At 68.5% G+C, this 20,303-nt stretch carries 13 protein-coding genes; all 13 read right to left on the bottom strand.

Going from position 1 to position 20,303, the window contains the following annotated elements:
* Window positions 1-443: 443 nt before the first annotated feature.
* The 13 genes from yjfF to ACG01O_RS10535 all read right to left on the bottom strand — a co-directional run bounded on the left by yjfF (window position 444) and on the right by ACG01O_RS10535 (window position 20,302).
* A complete protein-coding gene (gene yjfF / locus ACG01O_RS10475) occupies window positions 444-1,421 on the bottom strand; it encodes a galactofuranose ABC transporter, permease protein YjfF (RefSeq protein ID WP_394384229.1) in 978 nt (325 codons plus the stop codon).
* Entirely contained in the window at window positions 1,418-2,413 is a 996-nt protein-coding gene (locus ACG01O_RS10480; protein WP_394385646.1) for an ABC transporter permease, read from the bottom strand. The genes yjfF and ACG01O_RS10480 overlap by 4 nt, the downstream gene beginning before the upstream one ends.
* A 17-nt stretch (window positions 2,414-2,430) precedes the next feature.
* Window positions 2,431-3,975, bottom strand: coding sequence for a sugar ABC transporter ATP-binding protein (locus tag ACG01O_RS10485; protein WP_394384231.1), 1,545 nt, complete (start codon window positions 3,973-3,975; stop codon window positions 2,431-2,433).
* 656 nt (window positions 3,976-4,631) lie between these two features.
* Window positions 4,632-5,588, bottom strand: a complete 957-nt coding sequence (locus ACG01O_RS10490) for an ABC transporter substrate-binding protein (protein WP_394384233.1) — start codon at window positions 5,586-5,588, stop codon at window positions 4,632-4,634.
* A gap of 28 nt (window positions 5,589-5,616) precedes the next feature.
* On the bottom strand, window positions 5,617-7,974 hold the full coding sequence (locus tag ACG01O_RS10495; protein ID WP_394384235.1) for a beta-L-arabinofuranosidase domain-containing protein: 2,358 nt from the start codon (window positions 7,972-7,974) through the stop codon (window positions 5,617-5,619).
* 2 nt (window positions 7,975-7,976) lie between these two features.
* Entirely contained in the window at window positions 7,977-9,536 is a 1,560-nt protein-coding gene (locus ACG01O_RS10500) for a glycoside hydrolase family 43 protein (protein ID WP_394384237.1), read from the bottom strand.
* Window positions 9,537-9,539: 3 nt separating this feature from the next.
* A complete protein-coding gene (locus ACG01O_RS10505; protein WP_394384239.1) occupies window positions 9,540-11,084 on the bottom strand; it encodes an alpha-N-arabinofuranosidase in 1,545 nt (514 codons plus the stop codon).
* A 167-nt stretch (window positions 11,085-11,251) separates the two neighbouring features.
* A complete protein-coding gene (locus tag ACG01O_RS10510) occupies window positions 11,252-12,838 on the bottom strand; it encodes an aldehyde dehydrogenase (NADP(+)) (protein ID WP_394384241.1) in 1,587 nt (528 codons plus the stop codon).
* A gap of 163 nt (window positions 12,839-13,001) precedes the next feature.
* Window positions 13,002-14,756 (bottom strand): IlvD/Edd family dehydratase, encoded by a 1,755-nt coding sequence (locus tag ACG01O_RS10515; protein WP_394384244.1) that lies wholly within the window; start codon window positions 14,754-14,756, stop codon window positions 13,002-13,004.
* 113 nt (window positions 14,757-14,869) lie between these two features.
* Entirely contained in the window at window positions 14,870-15,832 is a 963-nt protein-coding gene (locus ACG01O_RS10520) for a glycoside hydrolase family 43 protein (RefSeq protein ID WP_394384246.1), read from the bottom strand.
* A 73-nt stretch (window positions 15,833-15,905) separates the two neighbouring features.
* Window positions 15,906-18,536: a TonB-dependent receptor gene (locus ACG01O_RS10525; RefSeq protein WP_394384248.1), complete on the bottom strand. Its 2,631-nt coding sequence runs from the start codon at window positions 18,534-18,536 to the stop codon at window positions 15,906-15,908.
* A 283-nt stretch (window positions 18,537-18,819) separates the two neighbouring features.
* Window positions 18,820-20,079 carry an AGE family epimerase/isomerase gene (locus ACG01O_RS10530; RefSeq protein ID WP_394384250.1) on the bottom strand — a complete coding sequence of 420 codons (1,260 nt, stop codon included), beginning with the start codon at window positions 20,077-20,079 and terminating at the stop codon, window positions 18,820-18,822.
* Complete coding sequence (locus ACG01O_RS10535; RefSeq protein WP_394384252.1) at window positions 20,069-20,302, bottom strand: DUF2805 domain-containing protein; 234 nt, start codon at window positions 20,300-20,302, stop codon at window positions 20,069-20,071. The genes ACG01O_RS10530 and ACG01O_RS10535 overlap by 11 nt, the downstream gene beginning before the upstream one ends.
* Window position 20,303: the final 1 nt, after the last annotated feature.

Consider the following 20,303-nt stretch of genomic DNA (forward strand, 5'->3'; position numbering starts at 1 on the left):
GAGCGTTTAAAGTCCGAAGGACCGTCATCAGTCACCTGACAACATCACTTCGCCTCAAACGCCCACGCTTATCGGCTGCTAATTCTTAAAGAACATCCGCATCACTCAGAACTTGCGCCCTTCGTTTCGCGTCGCTGACTTCGTTTTGTCGTCATCAGCGCAGAAGCGAGATTCTAATACGATTTTCGCTTCGTCGTCAACAGTTTTTAAAAATTAATTTCAAACTCTGTTTTGACGTCTTTGCTGTTGGTTTCCGTCGCGTTCGCGTTGGTGGTCAGCAGCAAAGAGATGGGATTCTAGGCGGGTTTTTACGGGGTCGTCAACACTTCTTTGAAAAAAGTTTTGAAGGCCCCGCTTCCCGCGGGGAAGCGCACCGCCGCCGTGGGGCTCAGCGCGGGCGCGCAGTGGAGGTCTCTATATATAGAGGCGGCGTGCGCCCCCGTTCACCGGGCGGGGCCTTGGCGGGACATCACGCGCTGCACGGCGCAGAACACGAACAGCAGGGCGCCGATGACGATCTTGGTCCACCAGGAGCTGAGCGTGCCGTCGAAGGCGATCAGCGTCTGGATCAACCCCAGCACCAGCACACCAGACAACGCGCCGGCCACGTAGCCCGCGCCGCCGGTCAGCACCGTGCCGCCAATCACCACCGCGGCGATGGCGTCCAGCTCCACACCTTGCGCATGCTGGCCATAGCCGCTGAGCATGTAGAACGAGAACAGCAGGCCGGCCAACGAAGCACAGAAGCCGCTCAGCGCGTACACCGCCACCTTGGTGCGGCCGACCGCCAAGCCCATCATCAGCGCGGAGGTCTCGTTGCCCCCGAGCGCGTAGACGGTGCGGCCGAACGTCGTGCTGTGCGCCACCCACAGGCCCACGCCCAGCACAGCCAGCGCGATGACTGCGCCGGGCGACAGGAAGGCGCCCCCAGGCAACCCAAGCTGCGTCTGGGACAGCAACACGAACCACGGCGCGTCGATGGTGATGCTGTCCACACTGATCAGGAAGCACAGCCCGCGTGCCAGGAACATGCCGGCCAGCGTGACGATGAACGCCTGCAGCTTGAACACGTGAATCGCCACGCCTTGCAGCGCGCCAAATGCGGCGCCGCCCACCAGCACCACGGCGACGACCCCGGCCGCCGGCCAGTGCGCCACCTGCAGCAGCCAGGCGGCCACCATGGTAGTGAGCGCCAGCACCGAGCCCACCGACAGGTCAATGCCGCCCGACAGGATGACGAAGCTCATGCCCACCGCGATGACGAGCAGGAAGGCGTTGTCGATGAGCAGGTTGAGCACCACCTGCGCGGAGCCGAAGCCGGTGTAGCTCACCGCGCCGGCGAGGAACAGCAGCACCATCAGCGCGACGCTGACCCAGGCGGTGAACGATGGCGCGGCCATTGCGGAACGAAGTGACTTCATGCCTTCCTCCAGGTGGCCCAGGCGGACGACTGCGAAATGCAGACCGCGAACACGACGACGGCCTTGACGACCATGGTGACCTGCGGCGGCACGCCCAAGGCGTAGATGGTGGAGGTCAGCGTCTGGATGATGAGCGCGCCGATGAGGCTGCCAGCCAGGCTGAACTTGCCGCCGCTCAACTGACCGCCGCCCAACGTGACGGCCAGGATGGCGTCCAGCTCCAGCAGCAGGCCGGCGTTGTTGGCGTCGGCGCTCTTGATGTTGGACGCGATCAGCAGCCCGCCCAGGCCGGCGCTGAGGCTGCAGTACAGATAGACGAAGAACACGATGGCCGCCGTGCGCACGCCCGCCAGCCGCGCAGCCACCGGGTTGATGCCCACGGTCTGGATGAACAGGCCTAAAGCGGTGCGCTTCATCAGCAGGCCCGTGAGGCCGGCCACCAGGGCAACGACGAACAACGACACCGGCAGGCCCAGCAAGTAGCCGCCGCCCAGCCAGAAGAAGCTGGCGGGTTCGTAGACGGTGAGGATCTGGCCGTCGGTGATGAGTTGCGCCAGGCCGCGGCCGGCCACCATCAGGATGAGCGTGGCGATGATGGGCTGCAGGCCCAAAGCGGAGACGAGCAGGCCGTTCCACAGGCCGCACAGCAGCGCGGCCCCCAAAGCGGCCGCGAAGGCGACAGCCACGCCGTGCGAGCCCACCAGCGCACAGGCCACCGTGCCGGCAATGGCCACCACCGCGCCCACCGACACGTCAATGCCGCGCGTGGCGATGACCAGCGTCATCCCCAAGGCGGCGAGCATCAAGGGGGCTGCCCGGTGCAGGATGTCGACCAGGTTGCCGTAGAGGTGGCCGTCCTTGATCTCCAAGTGCAGGAAGCCGGGCACGCAGACGGCGGCCACCGCCACCAGCAAGGCAAGCGCGGCCAGCGGGCGCACAAGGGGATGCTTCCAGGCGCGGGAGGGGGCGGCAGGGGCGCGGGGCGTGGACATGGCGAGGTTCGGGGTGTTCATGCGGCAACGGCGGTGGGCTCCGCGGCGATCACTTCAAGCACGCTGCGCTCGTCCAACTCACCGCGGCGGTAGACGCCTGCGGCGCGCCGGTCGCGCAGCACCAGCACGCGGTCGCTGCAATGCAGGACCTCGGGCAGTTCGGACGAGATGAAGAGGATGGACATGCCGCATTGACCGTTGTCGCCTGCCTTGTGCGCCAGGGCCCGCACCGCGTCCATCAAGTCCTCCTTGGCGCGCACATCGATGCCGCGCGTGGGTTCGTCCAAGATGAGCACGGCGGGCTCGGTGGCCAGCCAGCGGGCGAGCAGGGCCTTTTGCTGGTTGCCGCCGCTGAGTTGCCCGATGGGCGTGTCGGCGCTCGCCGTCTTGATGCCCAGGCGGCGGATGTAGTCGTCGGCCAGGGCCTGCTGCTGCGCCCGGCTCAGCGCCAAGCGCAGCCCGGTGCGGGCCTGCAAGGCCAGCAGGATGTTGTCGCGCACGGAAAGCTCCAGGATGGCGCCCTCGTGCTTGCGGTCTTCCGAGCAAAAGGCGATGCCGGCGGCGATGGCCTCGCGCGGCGAGCGCCACGGGCCGGCCCCGGCGGGGCGCCCCTCGACGCTGATGTGGCCGCCGTCCGCCGCGTCGGCGCCGAACAGCAGCCGCGCCGCCTCGGTGCGGCCGGAGCCCAGCAGGCCGGCCAAGCCCAGCACCTCGCCGCGCTTCAACTCAAGGTCCAGCGGGTGCAGCGCGCCACGGCGGCCCAGGCCCTCGGCCTTCAGCACGGTGGCGCCGGTGGTGGGCGCGGTGCTGCTCAGCCGTGTGGGCTGCTGGTCAGGCGGGGCGCCCACCATCTTGTTGACCAGGGCCAGGCGGCTGAGGTCGGCGGCCGGGTACTCGCCCTCGGTCTCGCCGTTGCGCATGACGGTGATGCGGTCAGCCAGCGCGTAGGTCTGGTCCAGGAAGTGGGTGACGAAGAGGATGGCCAGGCCCTGGTCACGCAGGCGACGCAGCACGGTGAAGAGTCGCTGCACGGCGGCGTCATCCAGGCTGGACGTGGGCTCGTCGAGGATGAGCACGCGGGCCGAGATGCGCAGCGCGCGGGCGATGGCCACCATCTGCTGGATAGACAACGAGTAGCGCGAGAGCGGGGCGGTGACGTCGATGTCGAGGTCCATCTGCGCCAGCACGCGGCGGGCTTCGGCGTTGACGGCGGCCCAGTCGATGCGGCCCCACTTCTTGGGAAAGCGCCCGGCGCAGATGTTCTCGGCCACGCTGAGGTTGGGGCAGAGGTTGACCTCTTGATAGACGGTGCGGATGCCGTGGGCCTGGGCGTCTTCGGTGCGCTTCGGTTGGATGGGTTGGCCGTCGAGCAAGATGGTGCCGGCGTCGGGTGTGTAGAGGCCGGTCAGCACCTTGATCAACGTGGACTTGCCGGCGCCGTTCTGACCCATCAGGGCGTGAACTTCGCCGGGGAAGAGGCGCAGGCTGACGTTGCTGAGGGCTTTGACGCCGGGGAAGGATTTGTGGAGGCCGGAGAGGGCCAGCACGGGGTGGGGGGTCATTGGCGACTTTCCTTTGCCGCGAGAGTGCGGTGCCGGGAGTTCGCCCCGGCGGGCGACCTACTTTCTTGTGTCGACAAGAAAGTAGGCAAAGAAGCGACCCCCGACCGCACCGCCCGCAGCAAGGCTGCGGGTGCCCTGCGCTGCTCAGGACTTGAAGCCCCGCGCAGAACTCGCTTCGCTACGCTCCGCTCAAACAGCTGCGCGGAATCAGTTCTTGAGGCGCGCTTTGCGCGCGGCTTCAAGTCCTTGCGCTGCTCGGCGGTGCTAAAGGGGGCAACCCGAACAGCCGGCGCCAGCCGGCTTGAGGGTTTGGCTGTTGGCTGTTCGGTTTTTAGCTGTTCCGGGGTTCCCCTTTGGAGGAGCCGAGAAGCGCAGGAGCCCGAGGCGTGCGCGAAGCGCACTTCAACCACTGACTCCGCGCAGTTGTCTGACCGCAGTGAGCGCAGCGAACGAAGGGAGTTCTGCGCGGGCCTCGGGCTCCGAGCATCGCAGGGCACCCCGCAGCGAAGCGAAGGGGCGACGGAACAGGGGCGCTTTCTTTGCCTACTTTCTTGCGCGCGCAAGAAAGTAGGTCGCCCGCCGGGGCGAACTCCCGGCATGGGCCTCACGCCACAACCTGCTCCCACGACAAGCGCGCCCAATGCCGCAAGCCAGGATCAGTACTTCCGATTCGGCAGCTCCTTCGCCGCCACCTCCGCCGGGAACACGCCCTCGTTGACCGTGATCCGCTTCTCCACCGCCTTCTTGGCCACCACCTCCTTGGCCAACGCCATCAACTGCGGCCCCAGCAGCGGGTTGCACTCCACGGTCACGTTCAGCTTGCCGGCCTTCATCGCCTCGAATGCGCCGCGCACCCCGTCGATGGAAATGATCACGATGTCCACGCCCGGCTTCAGCCCGGCCTCTTCAATCGCCTGGATCGCGCCAATCGCCATGTCGTCGTTGTGCGCGTAGAGCACGTCGATCTTCTTGTCGCGCTGCTTCAGGAAGGCTTCCATCACCTCCTTGCCCTTGGCACGCGTGAACTCGCCGGACTGGGAGCGGATGATCTGCAGCTTGGGGTTGGCCTTGATCACCTCTTCAAAGCCCCGCTTGCGGTCCAGCGCGGGAGCCGATCCCACCGTGCCCTGCAGCTCCACGATGTTCAGCGCGGCGCTGGGTGTCTTGGCTGCACGCTCCAGCAGCCAGCGGGCGGCCTTGCGGCCTTCCTCGACGAAGTCGGAGCCGATGAAGGTGACGTACAGCGATTCGTCGGCCACCTTCACGGCGCGGTCGGTCAGGATGACCGGGATGCCGGCGGCCTTGGCTTCCTTCAACACGGTGTCCCAGCCGCTTTCCACCACCGGCGAGAAGGCGATGACGTCCACCTTCTGCGCGATGTAGCTGCGGATGGCCTTGACCTGGTTCTCCTGCTTCTGCTGCGCGTCGGCGAACTTCAGCGTGACGCCGGCCTCCTTGGCCGCGGCCTTGATGGAGGCCGAGTTGGCGGTGCGCCATTCGCTCTCGGCACCCACCTGGCTGAAGCCCAGGGTCAGCGGGGCGGCCAGCGCGGTGAGGGCGGGCAGGGCCAGCGCGGCGGCCAGCAGTGTGCGGCGGGCAATACGGTTCATCATGGCTTGTCTCCTTGTGTGAATGGCTTGTCTAACGCAGCAACCGCAGGCCGTAGAGCCCGCCGGCGATGGAACCGGGATGGGCGACGAACTTCAGGTTCAGCTGGCCGCCGGCCGCACGCACCAGCTCGGGCGGCAGCGGGAACTCGCGGGTGTAGATCTCGCCCGGCGTGTCGGGCCGGCCCAGCTCAACCTCGGCAATGCGCTGGCCGTTGACGACGAGGTCGAAACGCCGGCCGGCGTCGCCCTTGGCCAAGCTCAGGCGCAGCACGCGGGCCTCGGCCTGGGGGTCGTTCAGGTCGTAGCTGAACCACTGCGTGGCGTGGCGCCAGCGGCCGGCGGGCGCGATGCCGGTGTCCACACCCTCGCCGCGGAAGCCGTGGTCGCTTTCGGGCTGCTGCTCGCCCGGGGCCACTTGGTCGATGGTCTGTGCGTCCAGCGCAAGGCGGGCTTGCTCGGCCTGGGCCAGCTCGGCACGCAGCAGGCTCTGCTGGGCGGGCGTGCTGCGCGGCCAATAGAGCATGTAGCGCGCGTCGTGCAAGCGGAAGAAGGGGATGAGCTGGAGCAGGTCGGCGTCTTTGCGGCCTTGAATCAACCCAGGCGCGGTGAAGGTCAGCGGCTGGCCGGGCACAGGCTTGAAGCGGCGGATGAAGTCGGCTCGGTCACTGACGAAGACCGGTGCCGCTTCTTGAGGGCAGACCGCGCCCTGCGCGATGTGGCCCATGCGGGAGCCATCGGCCTTGAAGGTCAGCGTCTCGCCCGGCTGAGGCGTCTTGGCGGCCAGCACGATGGGGCCGTGCAGCACGGCCACAAACGCCTTCAGGCCGGGCATGGGCTCCAGCGTCGTGCGCATGGGCAGCTCGACGTCCACCCGGTCGCCCGCCTGCCACGCGCGCCGCAGTTCGACCTGGCCGCCGGGTTTGGCCGTCACCCGGATGGGCTTGCCGTTGAGCTTGACCTTCAGCGCGCCGGGTGCGACCCAGCCGGGGTAGCGGACTTTCAGCGCGAAGGTGCCGGCCGTGTCCACCGTCAGCCGCGTGCGCGGCTCGTCAGGGAAGCGCGTGCTTTGCGTCAGGTGGATGCCACGCTCGCGCCAGTCCAGCGTGGAGGCGATGAAGAGGTTCACGTCAAGCGCATCGCCGTCGTGCGCGTAGATGAACTCGCCGTGGCGGGCATGGCTCTCCAGGCCCGAGCCCACGCAGCACCACATGCCTTCGTGCACCTGGGAGTACACGCGGTAGTGCTGGGGCCGCATCGGCGTGAAGTAAACGAAGCCGCCCTCGCCCGGGTGCTGAGACGCCAGGATGTGGTTGTAGAGCGTGCGCTCGTAATAGTCGGCGTACTGGCCCTGCGCCGGCGACGCCTGCGCCAGCAGCGCCGTCAGCTTCAGCAGGTTGACGCTGTTGCAGGTCTCCGGGCCTTCCACCTCGTTGAGCATGGGCCGGAAGTCGTCGGTCGGGTGGAAGTGCTCCTTCACGCTGTTGCCGCCGATGGCGACCGTGCGCTGCCCGGTGACCGTCTTCCAGAAGAACTCGGCGGCGCGTCGGCCTTCCGCGTCGCCGGTGAGGTGCGCGATGCGCGCGAAGCCGATGACCTTGGGGATTTGCGTGTTGGCGTGCAGGCCGGTCAGCGTGTCCTGCCGGCGCGCCAGCGGCTGCAGCACGGCCTGGTGGCTGAAGCGGCGGGCCAGCGCCAGGTAGCGCGAGTCGCCGGTGATTTGCGCCACGTCGGCCAGCACCTCGTTCATGCCGCCGTGTTCGGCGCGCAGCATGTCCTGCATCTGCGCGTCCGACAGCGGCGTGGTCAGGCGCAGCGCCCAGTCGCTCATGCGGATCAGCATGGCCTTGGCGTCGGCGTGGCCGGCGTGCACCCAGGCGTCGCGCAGGCCGGCCATCGTCTTGTGCAGGTTGTACCAAGGCACCCAGCGGCCGTTGACGGAGAAGTTGTCGACCTGAAGCTCCCCCGCCGCCACCTGGGCCCACGCCTTGGCCCCCTCGGGAATGCCGCCGAGGTAGCCCGTGCCGATGGCATCCTGGCAGCGCTTGAGTTCGGCAACGACATGGTCCAGCCGCTGCTTCACTTGCGCATCACCGGTGGACGCCCACATCAGCGCCAGGGCCGACAGGTAGTGGCCAGCCATGTGGCCGTCCAGGCCCGAGGATTCCCAGTTGCCGTAGCTGGGCACCGGCACGGCCACCCCCGCCTCGCGGCGGAAGGGCGCGAGCAGGCGCTCGGGGTCCAGCGCCATCAGGTAGCGCTGGTCGGTGGCCTGGGCGTCCAGGAAGGGGCCGTCCAGCAGGCGCACCCGGTCGAGCGCAAACGCCTGCGTCGCCGCGCCCGCGCCCTGCACGCACAGCGCGAGGCCCAGAGCGGCCAGCCGGCGTCGCATGGTCAGGCGCCGGTGCGAATGGCCCAGAGCGCCACGCCGCCCGACGACAGCGCCGAGAAGCACACCCCGAAGGCGCCCGCGTTGGGGTTCCACTGCCGCGACAGCACACCCGCGTAGGTGGTGCCGCCGCTGACCAGGCTGACCCGGTTGCTGCCGGCGTGCGTCCACGTGCCGGTGAGGCCACCGGTCACGGTGCCATCGGCGTTCAGCGTCACGTTGACGGACGCCTTGATCGTGGCCGTGATGTCCTTGCCGTGGTTGACCAGCTTGTAGCTGCCGGCCGCCTGCGCCGCGGTGACCTCGGCGGTCTGCGCCGGCGTGGCCAGGCTGAGCGGCGCGTAGCGCAGCGGCGCGACGACGGGCCAGCCGTCGGCATTGAGGTGCATCTCGTGCACGCGCACCTCGTGCAGTTCGCCCGTGCCGGGAAAGCGCGTGTGGAACAGGATGAAGAGCTGCCCGGTGGTGGCGTCCACGCAGGCCGAGTTGTGGCCCGGGGACACGTAGCCCAGGGCCGCGCCACTCTCGCCCGTGGCGACAGCGAACTGGTGCCCACCCATGAGCTTCATCGCATGCGGCGTGATGCTCGCGTCGTCGAACAGCGTGCCGGCGGCGCCCTTGACGGTGGCCATGTCGGTGCCGGCACCGTCCAGGTAGGGCCCATCGGGGTTGCGCGACCGGGCCACCCGCACGTTGTAGCCGCCGTTGGCGTCCAGCCCACCGAACGACACGAAGAGGTAGTAGTACTGCGTCTGCGCGCTGTAGAGCACGTAGGCGCCCTCAATGCGCGCGTGGTTCCCGCCCATCAAGTGGGTGCCATAGCCCTGGTTGGGCAGCGGCAGGCCGGTGGCGGCGTCCAGCTTCAGGATGAAGATGCCGCCGGAGTAGGAGCCGTAAACCATCCAGCCCTGGCCCGCGGTGTCTTTGAACACGGCGGGGTCGACCACATTCGGGTGCTTGGTGGCGTCGTAGACGCTGCCGTCTTCACTCGGCAGGCCCCACTGGCCGGACTTGAGCAGGATCTGCTTGTGGACGTACGGGCCGTCCACCTTGTCGGCCACCGCCAGGCCCAGGGCCGAGCGGGGCGAGTCGCCCTTGCAGGCGCAGTAGTACATGTAGAACTTGCCGTCGGCCCCGCGCGCCACGTCGGGTGCCCACAGGTCGGTCACCTGCGCCCAGGTGAAGGTTTCGGCCAGCGCCGTGGTGACGTTGGTGAACAGCGGGTTGACGTTGTTCACCCCGTCGGCCACGCGGGTCCAGTTCATCAGGTCGGTCGTCTTGGCCGCGGCCAGGTGCGAGCCGAACACGTAGGCCGTGCCGTCCACGCGAATGACCGAGGGGTCGTGCACCGACACGTTCGCAAAGCTCACCGGCGCCTGGCTGGGTGCCGGAGCCGGCGCTGGCGTGGGCGCTGGGGCCGGAGCGGGAGCCGGTGCCGGCGTGGGAGCCGGGGAGGGCGCCGGGCTGGGCGCACTGCTGGTGCCACCCCCGCCACCACCACCACAGGCCGTCAACGCGAGCGCAGCGCCGCCCGCGAGGATTTCGCGTCGAGTCGGTGCCGCCATGGCTCAGCCCTCGATGGCCACGACCACGATGGACTTGGCCGGCAGCTTGAGCGTGAGCTTGCCGTCCACCGCCTGGGCTTCAAAGGCCTGCGGCACCACCTGCGCGGGCTTGCCCAGTTCGTTCTGGGCGTCCATGGCCCCGGCGGTCAGCAGTTGCCCCTTGACCGACTTCGGGGCCGAAGTGCCCACCTGCAGGGTCAGCTCAGCCGGCTGGTTCGCATTCGAGTTGACCAGGCCCACGTAGAGCTTGCCATCCTTGCCGCGGCCGGCGGTGGCCGACAGGCCCGGCATCTCGGTGGCACCCACCTTGTAGACCGGGTTGTTCTCGATGCGGGCGGGCAGCGAGGTGGCGTCCTGGAAGGGCGTGTAGAGCTTGAACGCGTGGTAGGTCGGCGTCAGCACCAGCTTGTCCTTGCTGGTGAGGATCATGGCCTGCAGCACGTTGACCATCTGCGCCACGTTGCTCATCTTCACGCGCTCGGCGTGGGCGTGGAACACGTGGAAGTGCAGCGCCGCCAGCAGCGCGTCCCGCAGCGTGTTGCGCTGGACGAGGAAGCCCGGGTTGCTGCCGGGTTCGGGGTCGTACCAGCTGCCCCATTCGTCGAAGTACACCTCCAGGCGCTTGGCGGGGTCGTTCTTGTCGAGGATGACGCGGCTCTTGGCCAGCGTGTCATCGATCTTCTTGACCTGCGACAGCATGGAGATCCAGTCGCTTTCCGGGAAACCCGCAGCCGGGCCCTTGCCTTCGAAGCGGCCGGTGGGGAAGGTGTAGGCGTGGTGAGCGATGCCGTCGAAGTTGTGGCGGATGTTCTTGCTCAGCACGTCCGTCCACGTGGTGTCGGTGTCGTTGCCGCCGCTGGCGATGAACTTGGGCCGGTTGTGCGCCGGCGTCTTCAGGAAGGTGGCCCAGTGCCGATAGAGGTCGGCGTAGTACTCGGGGCGCATGTTGCCGCCGCAGCCCCAGGTTTCGTTGCCCAGCGCGTAGTAGTGGATGCGGAAGGGCTTGTCGCGGCCGTTCTTGCGGCGCTGCTCGACGATGGTGGCGTTGCCCTCGCCTGTCATGTACTCCAGCCACTCGGCAGCTTCCTGTGGCGAGCCGGTGCCCATGTTGGCGTTCACGTAGGCCTCGGCGCCCAGCTGCTCGACCAGGTCAAAGAACTCGTGCGTGCCCACGGCGTTGTTCTCGGGCACGCCACCCCAGTGGGTGTTGACCTTGACCGGGCGCTTGCTGCGCGGGCCGATGCCGTCACGCCAGTGGTACTCATCGGCAAAGCAGCCGCCGGGCCAGCGCACCAGCGGCACCTTCAGGTCCTTCAGCGCGGCCACCACGTCCTTGCGCCAGCCGCGCACGTTGGGGATCTTGCTCTCCGGGCCCACCCACATGCCTTCGTAGATGCCGGTGCCCAGGTGCTCGGCGAACTGGCCATAGATGTTGCGGTGGATGACGGGGCCGGGCTGGTCGGCGCTGACCACGACCTTGACGTCGGCGGCCAGGGCTTGAACGCCCACCACCAGGGTCGCCGCGAGGGCGAGCAGTTGCTTCTTCATGTTGCTTGTCTCCTTGGTTGTCTATCGGGCCTCTTCGGGCCGAGTGCCGGGTCGAGTGCCGGGCCGCCCCAAGCCGGCCCGCCTTGGCGATGTGCGGGCCGGTCGATCCGGCCTGCGTCGCCGTCCCCTCGGGGGAGCGTCCAGGGCCAAGCCCTGGACGAGGGGCTTCAGTTCCGGGTCAGCACCCCATCGCGGCGGCGCCACACCCCGCGCTCGTTGGGCTCGCGCAGCACGGCGGGCAGCAGCGCGCGCGGCAGGTTCTGGTAGCTCACCGGGCGCAGGAAGCGCTGGATGGCGGCCGTGCCGACCGAGCTGCTGCGGCCGTCGCTCGTGGCCGGGAACGGGCCGCCGTGCACCATGGCGGTGGACACCTCCACGCCGGTGGGAAAGCCGTTGGCCAGGATGCGGCCGACCTTGCGCTCCAGCGCCGGCAGCAGCGCGCGGGCGGCGGCGAGGTCGGCCTCGTCGTCGTCCTGCAGTTGCAGCGTGGCGGTGAGCTGGCCCTCCAGGCCCTCGATGACGGCCAGCAGTTCGGCTTCGTCCTGGCAGGCCACCAGCAGCGACGCAGGGCCGAAGATCTCGGCGGACATCTGGTGGTTGGCCCGGAAGGCCGCGCCCGTGGTCTTGAACAGGCTGGGCGCACCCTGGCAGCCGGCAGAGGTGCCGCGCAACAGCGCGTCAACCTGGCCCTGCGCGGCCAGCGTGTCCTCGCCACGCTGGTAGGCACTGGCGATGCCGGGGGTGAGCATGGTGGCGGCGGGCACGGGCTTCAGCGCCTCGGCAGCAGCCGCGGCGAAGCGGTCGAAGTCCGCCCCCGCCAGGCCCAGCACCAGGCCGGGATTGGTGCAGAACTGACCCACGCCCATCGTCAGCGACGCCGCAAAGCCCGTGGCGATCTCGGCGCCCCGCGCCTTCAGAGCGCCGGGCAGCAGAACGACCGGGTTGATGCTGCTCATCTCCGCATAGACCGGGATGGGTTGCGGCCGGGCTGCGGCCGCGGCCATCAGCGCCGTGCCCCCGCTGCGCGACCCGGTGAAGCCCACGGCCTGGATGGCCGGGTGGCGCACCAGCGTGTCGCCAATGCCGTGGCCGCTGCCGGTCAGCAGCGCGAACACGCCGGCCGGCAGGTTGGATTGCTTCACGGCCTCCACCACCGCGCGGCCGACGAGTTCCGACGTGCCCGGGTGGGCCGAGTGCGCCTTCACGACGACGGGGCAGCCGGCAGCCAGCGCCGCGGCGGTGTCGCCCCCGGCCACCGAGAAGGCCAGCGGGAAGTTGCTGGCGCCGAACACAGCCACCGGGCCCACGCCAACAAAGCGCAGGCGCAGGTCCGGCCGCGGCGGGGTGCGCGTGGGCAGGGCGGTGTCAATGCGGGCGTCCTGCCAGCTGCCTTCACGCAGCAGTTCGGCGAACAGCTTGAGCTGGTTCATCGTGCGGCCGCGCTCGCCTTCCAGGCGGGCACGCGGCAGGCCGGTCTCGGCCATGGCGCGCACGATCAAGTCGTCACCGATCGCCAGGATCTGTGCGGCGATGCGGTCCAGGAAGTCGGCGCGCTCGTGGTCGGACGTTGCGCGGAAGGCGTCAAAGGCGGCGCCGGCCAGCTGGCAGGCCTGCTCGACCTGGGCCACGTCGACGGCATTGAAGTCAGGTCCGAGGGCTTCGTTCTTGCCCGGGTCGAACGCCTGGAAGGGCTTGCCGTGGCCGCGCACGGCCTCGCCGCCGATCAGGGCCAGGCCTTGGATCGTGTTGCTCATGGTTCTTACCTCTTACGGAGTTGTCGGGCCGAGCGCCGGGCCGCCCCAAGCCGGCCCGGGTTGGCGATGTGTTCGCGGCTCGATGCCGCGAACATCGCCGTCCCCTCGGGGGATCGACCGGACTTGCGCGCGTTCAGCGACGCGAGGGCGGGCGAGGGGCATGTCAATGGGAGTGGCGCGGGACAGCCGAGCCGCGGCAGCCGCGCAGGAAGTCGAAGTCGCAGCCCTCGTCGGCTTGCAGCACGTGGTTCACGTACAGGTGGCGGTAGCCGGTGGCGTCGGCCGGGTCCACGGTTTGCGCGGCGGCCCAGGCTTGCAGGCGCTCGGCCAGTTCTTCGTCGGGCACGTCCAGGTGCAGGCGGCCAGCGGCGCAGTCCAGCTCGATGAAGTCTCCTTCCTGCACCACCGCCAGCGGGCCGCCGGCGCGCGCCTCGGGCGACACATGCAGCACGACGGTGCCGTAGGCGGTGCCGCTCATGCGGGCGTCGGAGATGCGCACCATGTCCTTCACGCCGGTGGCGAGGATCTTGGGCGGCAGGCCCATGTTGCCCACCTCGGCCATGCCGGGGTAGCCCTTGGGGCCGCAGTTCTTCATGACGAGGATGCAGCTGGCGTCGACGTCCAGGTCGGGGTCGGCGATGCGGGCTTTGTAGTCGTCGAAGTTCTCGAACACGACGGCACGGCCGCGGTGCTTCATCAGCTCGGGCGTGGCCGCGGAAGGCTTGAGCACGGCGCCGCGCGGCGCGAGGTTGCCGCGCAGGATGCAGATGCCGCCGTCTTCGATCAGCGGCTTGCTGAGCGGGCGGATGACCTCGTCGTCGTAGATGGGCGCGTCCAGGCAGTTGTCCCACAGGCTCTTGCCGTTGACGGTCAGCGCGCCGGGGTTGGGCAGCAGGTTGGCCTCGCCCAGGCGGCGGATGACGCCCGGCAGACCGCCGGCGTAATAGAACTCCTCCATCAGGAAGCGGCCCGAGGGCAGCAGGTCCACGACGGTGGGCGTGCCGCGGCCGATGCGGGTCCAGTCTTCCAGTTCCAGGTCCACACCGATCCGGCCGGCAATCGCCTTCAGGTGGATGACGGCGTTGGTGGAGCCGCCGATGGCCGCGTTGACGCGGATGGCGTTCTCGAACGCTGCCTTGGTGAGCACCTTGGACAGGCGCAGGTCTTCCCACACCATGTCGACGATGCGCATGCCGGACAGGTGGGCCAGCACATAACGGCGCGCATCGACGGCAGGAATGGCGGCGTTGTGCGGCAGGGACGTGCCCAGCGACTCGGCCATGCAGGCCATGGTGCTGGCCGTGCCCATGGTGTTGCAGGTGCCGGCGGAGCGCGAGTGGCCGGCCTCGGCGGCCAGGAAGTCGTGCATCTTGATCTCGCCGGCTTTCACCTGCTCGTGCAGCTGCCACACGGCCGTGCCCGAGCCGATGTTTTTGCCGTTGAGCTTGCCGTTGAGCATCGGGCCGCCGGTGACGACGATGGCCGGCACGTCGCAGCTGGCCGCGCCCATCAGCAGCGCGGGGGTGGTCTTGTCGCAGCCGGTCAGCAGCACGACGGCGTCGATGGGGTTGCCGCGGATGCTCTCCTCCACGTCCATGCTGGCCAGGTTGCGCGTGAGCATGGCGGTGGGGCGCAGGTTGCTCTCGCCGTTGGAGAACACCGGGAACTCGACCGGCCAGCCGCCGGCTTCGAGGATGCCCTTCTTCACATGCTCGGCGAGCTTGCGGAAGTGAGCGTTGCAGGGGGTGAGCTCGCTCCAGGTGTTGCAAATGCCGATGATGGGCTTGCCCTGGAACTCGTGGTCCGGAATGCCCTGGTTCTTCATCCAGGAGCGGTACATGAACCCGTTCTTGTCCTGGGTGCCGAACCATTCGGCGGAACGCAGCTTGACCTGGCTCTTCTTGTCGTCAGTCGTCATGTCTTGTCTCGATGTCGTTCTTCGGGGCCATCCAGCCGCTCGAAACCGATGCTAGGCAGCGGGGGATATGCAATCCAATCAATTCCTGCGGCGTACCGATACCGAAACCGGCATCAGTCGCGGCGGGAGGGCCGGCCGAACCGCGGCATGCCGTCGGCCGACCAGCGCAGCGGCTTCACGAAGGTGTGGCGGTCGGGGTTCCACAGCGGGTCGTCCTCGATCTCGGTGTAGGTGCGGGCGTGGTAGACCAGCAGCACTTCGTCTGGCGTGGCGCCCTCGGTGAAGCTGTTGTGGCCGGGGCCGAACACGCGGTCTTCGGCGGCGCTGCGCATCACCGGCGTGGGCGACTTGTGCCAGGCGGCCGGATCCAGCAGGTCGGCGTGCTCGTCGGCCCACAGCAGGCCCATGGCGTAGTTCTCGTCGGTGGCGCTGGCCGAGTAGCTGATGAAGACGCGGCCGTGGCGCTGCAGCACCGACGGCCCCTCGTTCACGAGAAAGCCCCGGCATTCCCAGTCGAACTCGGGTTGGCTCAGCCGCACCGGCGCGCCGGCCAGCTGCCAGGGCGTCTTCATCGGTGCGAGGTAGAGGTTGGAGTTGCCGGCAATGGCCGGGTCTTTCTGGGCCCACAGGTAATACAGCTGGCCGCGGTGGGTGAAGGTGGTCGCGTCCAGGCAGAAGCTGTCGATGCCCGTGTCGACCTGGCCCAGGAACTCCCACGCGCCGGTGAACGGGTCGGCGGCGGTGTTCCGGATCGCAAACATGCGGTGCTGGAACATGCCCAGTGCGTCCAGCGCCCGGGTGGGGGCCGCAGCGAAGTAGACGTACCAGGCGCCCTGGTTGAAGTGCAGTTCGGGCGCCCAGATGAGTTCGGAATACGGCCCGGTGTCGGGCTTGCGCCAAGCGACGAAGGCCGGGGCGTGGGCCAGGCCTTCCACCGTGGCGGCGCGGCGCAACTCGATGCGGTCGTACTGCGGCACCGAGGCCGTGAAGTAGTAGGCCTCGCCGTGGCGGGAGATGTGGGGGTCGGCACGCTGCAGGATCAGCGGCTGGATCAGGTCAGACGAGGAAGCAGACATGGCAACGGGCAGGCAATGAAAAAGGGCGTTGCCGGGAGGCCCCCCGCAACGCCCTGCGAGCTGAGCGCTCGGGTTACAGCTTCCAGCGCACGGACACGCCCACCGTGCGGTCGTAGTAGCGCACGTCGCGCACCAGCGCCGGGGTCTGGTCGAAGTAGTCGTGGTAGGCCTGGTTCAACAGGTTGGTCACGTCCACCGAGAGGGTGAGCTGCTTGCTGAGGCTGTAGCCGAAGGACGCGTCCAGCGTGCGCAGCGGTGCCACCCACAACTCACGGCCGGTGCTGCGGTACGGCTTTTCGGCCAGGAACTTGGAACGCCAGTTGTAGGCCAGGCGGCCATAGATCGGACCCTGCTCGTACAACGCCACCAGGTTGTAGGCCGACTTGGATTGGCCCAGGAAGGGGCCTTCCACTCCGGTGTTCGGGTCGGTCTGCTTGCCCGTCATGTAGGTGTAGTTGGCTTCCAGGCCAAACCCACTCAGCCAGCCCGGCAAGAAGTCGTAGAACTGGCGGTAGCTCAGTTCGTAACCATGCAGGTTGGCGTTGCTCACGTTGACCGGCTGCGTCACGTTGTACTTGACGCCATTGATGGTGGTCGAGACGGTTTGGTCGAACACGCGGTTCTTGAACTTGTGCTCGAACAGCGTGCCGGTCAAAGACCCGGTGCGGGCGAAGTAGTACTCCAGCGCCGCGTCCACGTTGGTGGACTCGGTCGGCTTCAAGTCGGGGTTGCCGCCGAAGATGGTGCCGAAGGTGACGCCGCCCCCGGGCGGGGTGATGGTCTGGCCAGGGTTGTACGCGTTGAAGCCCGGGCGCTCCAGCGTCTTGCCGGTGATGAGGCGGCCGATCAGCTGCGGGCTGAACTCGGCCTTGAGCGACAGCATCGGCAGTGCGTCGGTGCGCGACGTGTCCTTGTTGACCGGCGTGATCACACCCGTGGCTGCGTTGCGCGAGTTGCCCATCAGCGCCTGGTCGGTCTGCACCACGCGCAGGCCGAACACACCACTCACTGGCACACCTGCGGCGCTGAAGCCGAACTTCAGGCGGCCATAGACGGCCTTGGTCGTCTCGGTGTCGTCGAACAGCGTCATCGGGTCATAGGCCGTGAGCGCGCCGTTGCCGTTGGTCAGCAGCTTGCGGAAGGCCTCGCCGTTGTTCAGCAGCCAGTCGCGGTCGGCGTAAACGTATTGCTTCACGCCGTAGTCGCCCCAGGTCGCGGGCGAGACCGAGAAGATGTCGGCCACGCTGGCATCGGCAGCCGAGCGGCCCACGGCAGAGAAGCCGGTCTGCCAGGGCATGTTCGTGTTGATCGACATGGCCGAACGGCGGGCCAGGCGCACGCCGCCAGTGACTTCGCGGAAGAAGCCGTCGCCGATGTCGTAGCTCGCGTCCGCACGCCAGTCGGTGCTGTGGCCTTCGCGCTCGCCGCGCACGTCCACGCCGCCATTGATCCGGAAGTTGGCCTTGTTGGTCAGGTCCAGCTTGGGATAGTCGATGTAGCCGCCGCCGTCCTGCACCTTGGCGATGGTGCTGGTGGGCGTGTAGCCGCTGTCCAGGATGCGGTTGACCCAGTCGATCTGGCTGTTGGTGCGGGCCAGCTCGGTGGACAGACGCAGGCGGTCGGTCAGATCCCAGTGGCCGCCGAGGGCCACCTGGGCATTGGTGACCTGATCGCGCTTGGCCTGCGTGGAGGTGAAGCCCCAGCCCACGTAGTTCGCATTGGTCACCGTGTCCATGAAGTTGGTGCCCGGCTTGACGGTCACCGTCGACGTGGGCTCGAACACCGGCGCGCCCGCCACCAGGAAAGATTGCTGATAGCGGTGGTCGATGCTGGTGCCGAAGCCTTCCAGGTAGACCTCCTTGTCGGCGCTGGGCTTCCACTGCAGCGCGAAGTTGCCAGCCAGACGCTTGCGGTCGCCCAGGTCGAGCACGCGGCCGACGGCGTCGGAGCCGACGATGCTGCGGCCGGCGTTCGTGAAAGTCAGCGGATCGCCCACCCAGGCGCGCTCGTCGTGGTACTTGCCGCGCTGGTAGGACAGGCCGAACAGCGCCCCCACCTCACCGAGGTCGGTCTTCCAGCGGCTGGACGCCATGCCGGACAAGTCGGGGTTGTTCACATCGGCCTTGTCGCGATGCTCCATGCGACCGTTGATGACGAGCTGCGTGTCCTTGAAGTCAAAGGGGCGGTTGGTGCGCACGTCGATGACGCCGGCGGTGCCCCCCTCGGGCAGCGTGGCCTCCTGGGTCTTGAAGACGTCGATGCGCTTGAGCATGGTGGCGGGCACATCGGCCAGGTACAGGCTGCGGCCGGCGTCCGAGAAGAACTCGCGGCCGTTCAGCAGCGTGACGATGCCGCCCAGGCCGCGCACGATGACCGTGCCCGCCTCGCCGTTGCCACGCTGGATTTGCACGCCGGTCACGCGGCCCAGCAGTTCAGCCACGTTCTTGTCAGGGAACTTGCCGATGTCTTCGGCCACGATGGAATCCACCACCTGGTCGGCGTTCTTCTTGATGGCCTGGGCTGTTTCGGCCGAGGCGCGAGCGCCGGTCACCACCACGGTGCCCAGTTGCTGGTTCTCGCCAGCGGCTTGCTGCGCCAGCGCAGGCAAGCCCAAGGCGGTCAACGCGGCGGCGGCCGTCAGGCGAAGGGCAAAGCAGGAAGCAGAGGCGGCCGCGCGCTGCGGCACCCGGACGGGTTGGTTCATCGTGTCTCCGTGATCGTTATGAAGTTCGGCCGGCCCACCCGAACAGCCTCTGAACGGGCCTGGGGTGGGGGTCTGAATTCATGCTAGGGGGCCGATCGATCCACGACTAATCACATTTTTGGCCGCTTCGATGCTGCTTTTTGCATCCTCACCTCGGGTTACCCCGGAACCCTCTCCCGAGAGACGAGGGGCCACCGCCGCGGCAGGCGTGGCCCCGGTCGGCGATGCGCCCTGCGGCCTGCACGCCACAGCAGGCGTGGGCCACCGCACCGGTCCGTCCGGCTCAGCCGTGGATCTTCAGGGCCGCCTGGTGCAGCCGGACCATGTGGTACGGGTCGGGCTGCTGGTCGCGGCAGCCGCCGCTCTTGCAGGGCAGCGCGTCCGCCAGACGCCAGCCGCCCTGTTCGGCGTCCACCAGCTGCTCCTTGATGAGCGTGAGCGTTTGCTCGTAGCGGCGCCACAGGTCGTTGCGGCTGGTGGCCTGGGCGCCCACCATCAGCGCGTGCAGGCACTCGGCCTGCTGCCACCAGCCCTTGCGCAGGTCGGGCGCACCGCCGTCCGGGAAGCGGCGCAGGTAGCAGCCGCCGTCGTTCTCGTCGTAGCCTGCCGCCAGCGCGTAGGCCAGCAGCCGCTCGGCCACCTGGCTGTAGATGGGCGAAATCACCGCGCCCCGGGTCAGCAGGTGGCTCCACTCGAACTGGTGGCCCAGGTCGATGTAGCCGCCGGCCTGGCGGGTGGGCAGGGGCTTCCACTGCTCGTCGTACCACTCAGGCACGTGGGCGCCGCCGTCGGCCAGGCCTTGCATCAGCTTGTTGGCCACGAAGTCGCCCAGCCGGCGCGCCCCCTGCTCGGCCTGGATGTCGCCGCAGGCGTGGTGCACCGCCAGCAGCGCCTCGAACATGTGCATCACCGGGTTTTGCGTGCGCGCCCCCGCCATGGGTTGCCAGTCGCGCTGGCACTCGTTGTAGAGGCCGCCGGCCGGGTCCAGGAAGCGCAGCTGCACCTCGTGCCAGATCTGCAGCGCCGCGTCGCGGTAGCGCACGTCGCCGCCCACGCGGTACACCTCGGCCAGGGCCAGCATGGCGAAGGCGTGGTCGTAGGCCCGCTTGATCTGCGCGCGGGGCTCGCCGTCGGGGCCCACGCTGTGCACGTAGCCGCCGTGCACCGGGTCGCGGAAGCGCTCGAGCAGGAAGTTCGCCGCCCGCCGCGCGGTTTTCAGGTAACCCGCGTCCGGAAAGAACTCGTGCCCCGCGGCGAAGGCGTACACCAGCCGCGCCTGCCCGGTGAGCTCCAGCTCGGGCTGGGCCAAGGGGCGCCAGCTGCGGTCCATCGCCAGCTGGAAGCTGCCATCCGGCCGCACGGCGTGGCTGTGCCAGCGCAGCAGCAGGGCTTCCAGGTCGTCCCGGTGCCAGCCGGTGTCCACGCGGTTGCGGTAGCTGGCGTCGGGGTCGCTGCAGCCGGCCAGCAGGCCCAGCAACAGCAGGCCGCGCCGCGAGACCCCCGTCGCGCCGGTCACACCCACCCCCGCCACGTCAACGCCCATGCGGCCAGACGGCCTTCTTCGTCGGGCCCTTGCTCGTCTTGCCGCGCGCGGCCCAGGTTTTGTAGGCCGCGGGGGTGAGTTCACGCTTGAGCAGGGCCACCAGCTCGCCATGGCCGATGCCATGCATCAGCAGCACCTTGTTGTAAGGCGGCACGTCTTCGAACGCGGTGGCGATGACGCGCTGCACGTCATCGGGGCTGAGTTTGGGGGCGGACTTGGCCATC

The organism is Pelomonas baiyunensis (assembly GCF_043555935.1).
Lineage (GTDB): Bacteria > Pseudomonadota > Gammaproteobacteria > Burkholderiales > Burkholderiaceae_C > Pelomonas > Pelomonas baiyunensis.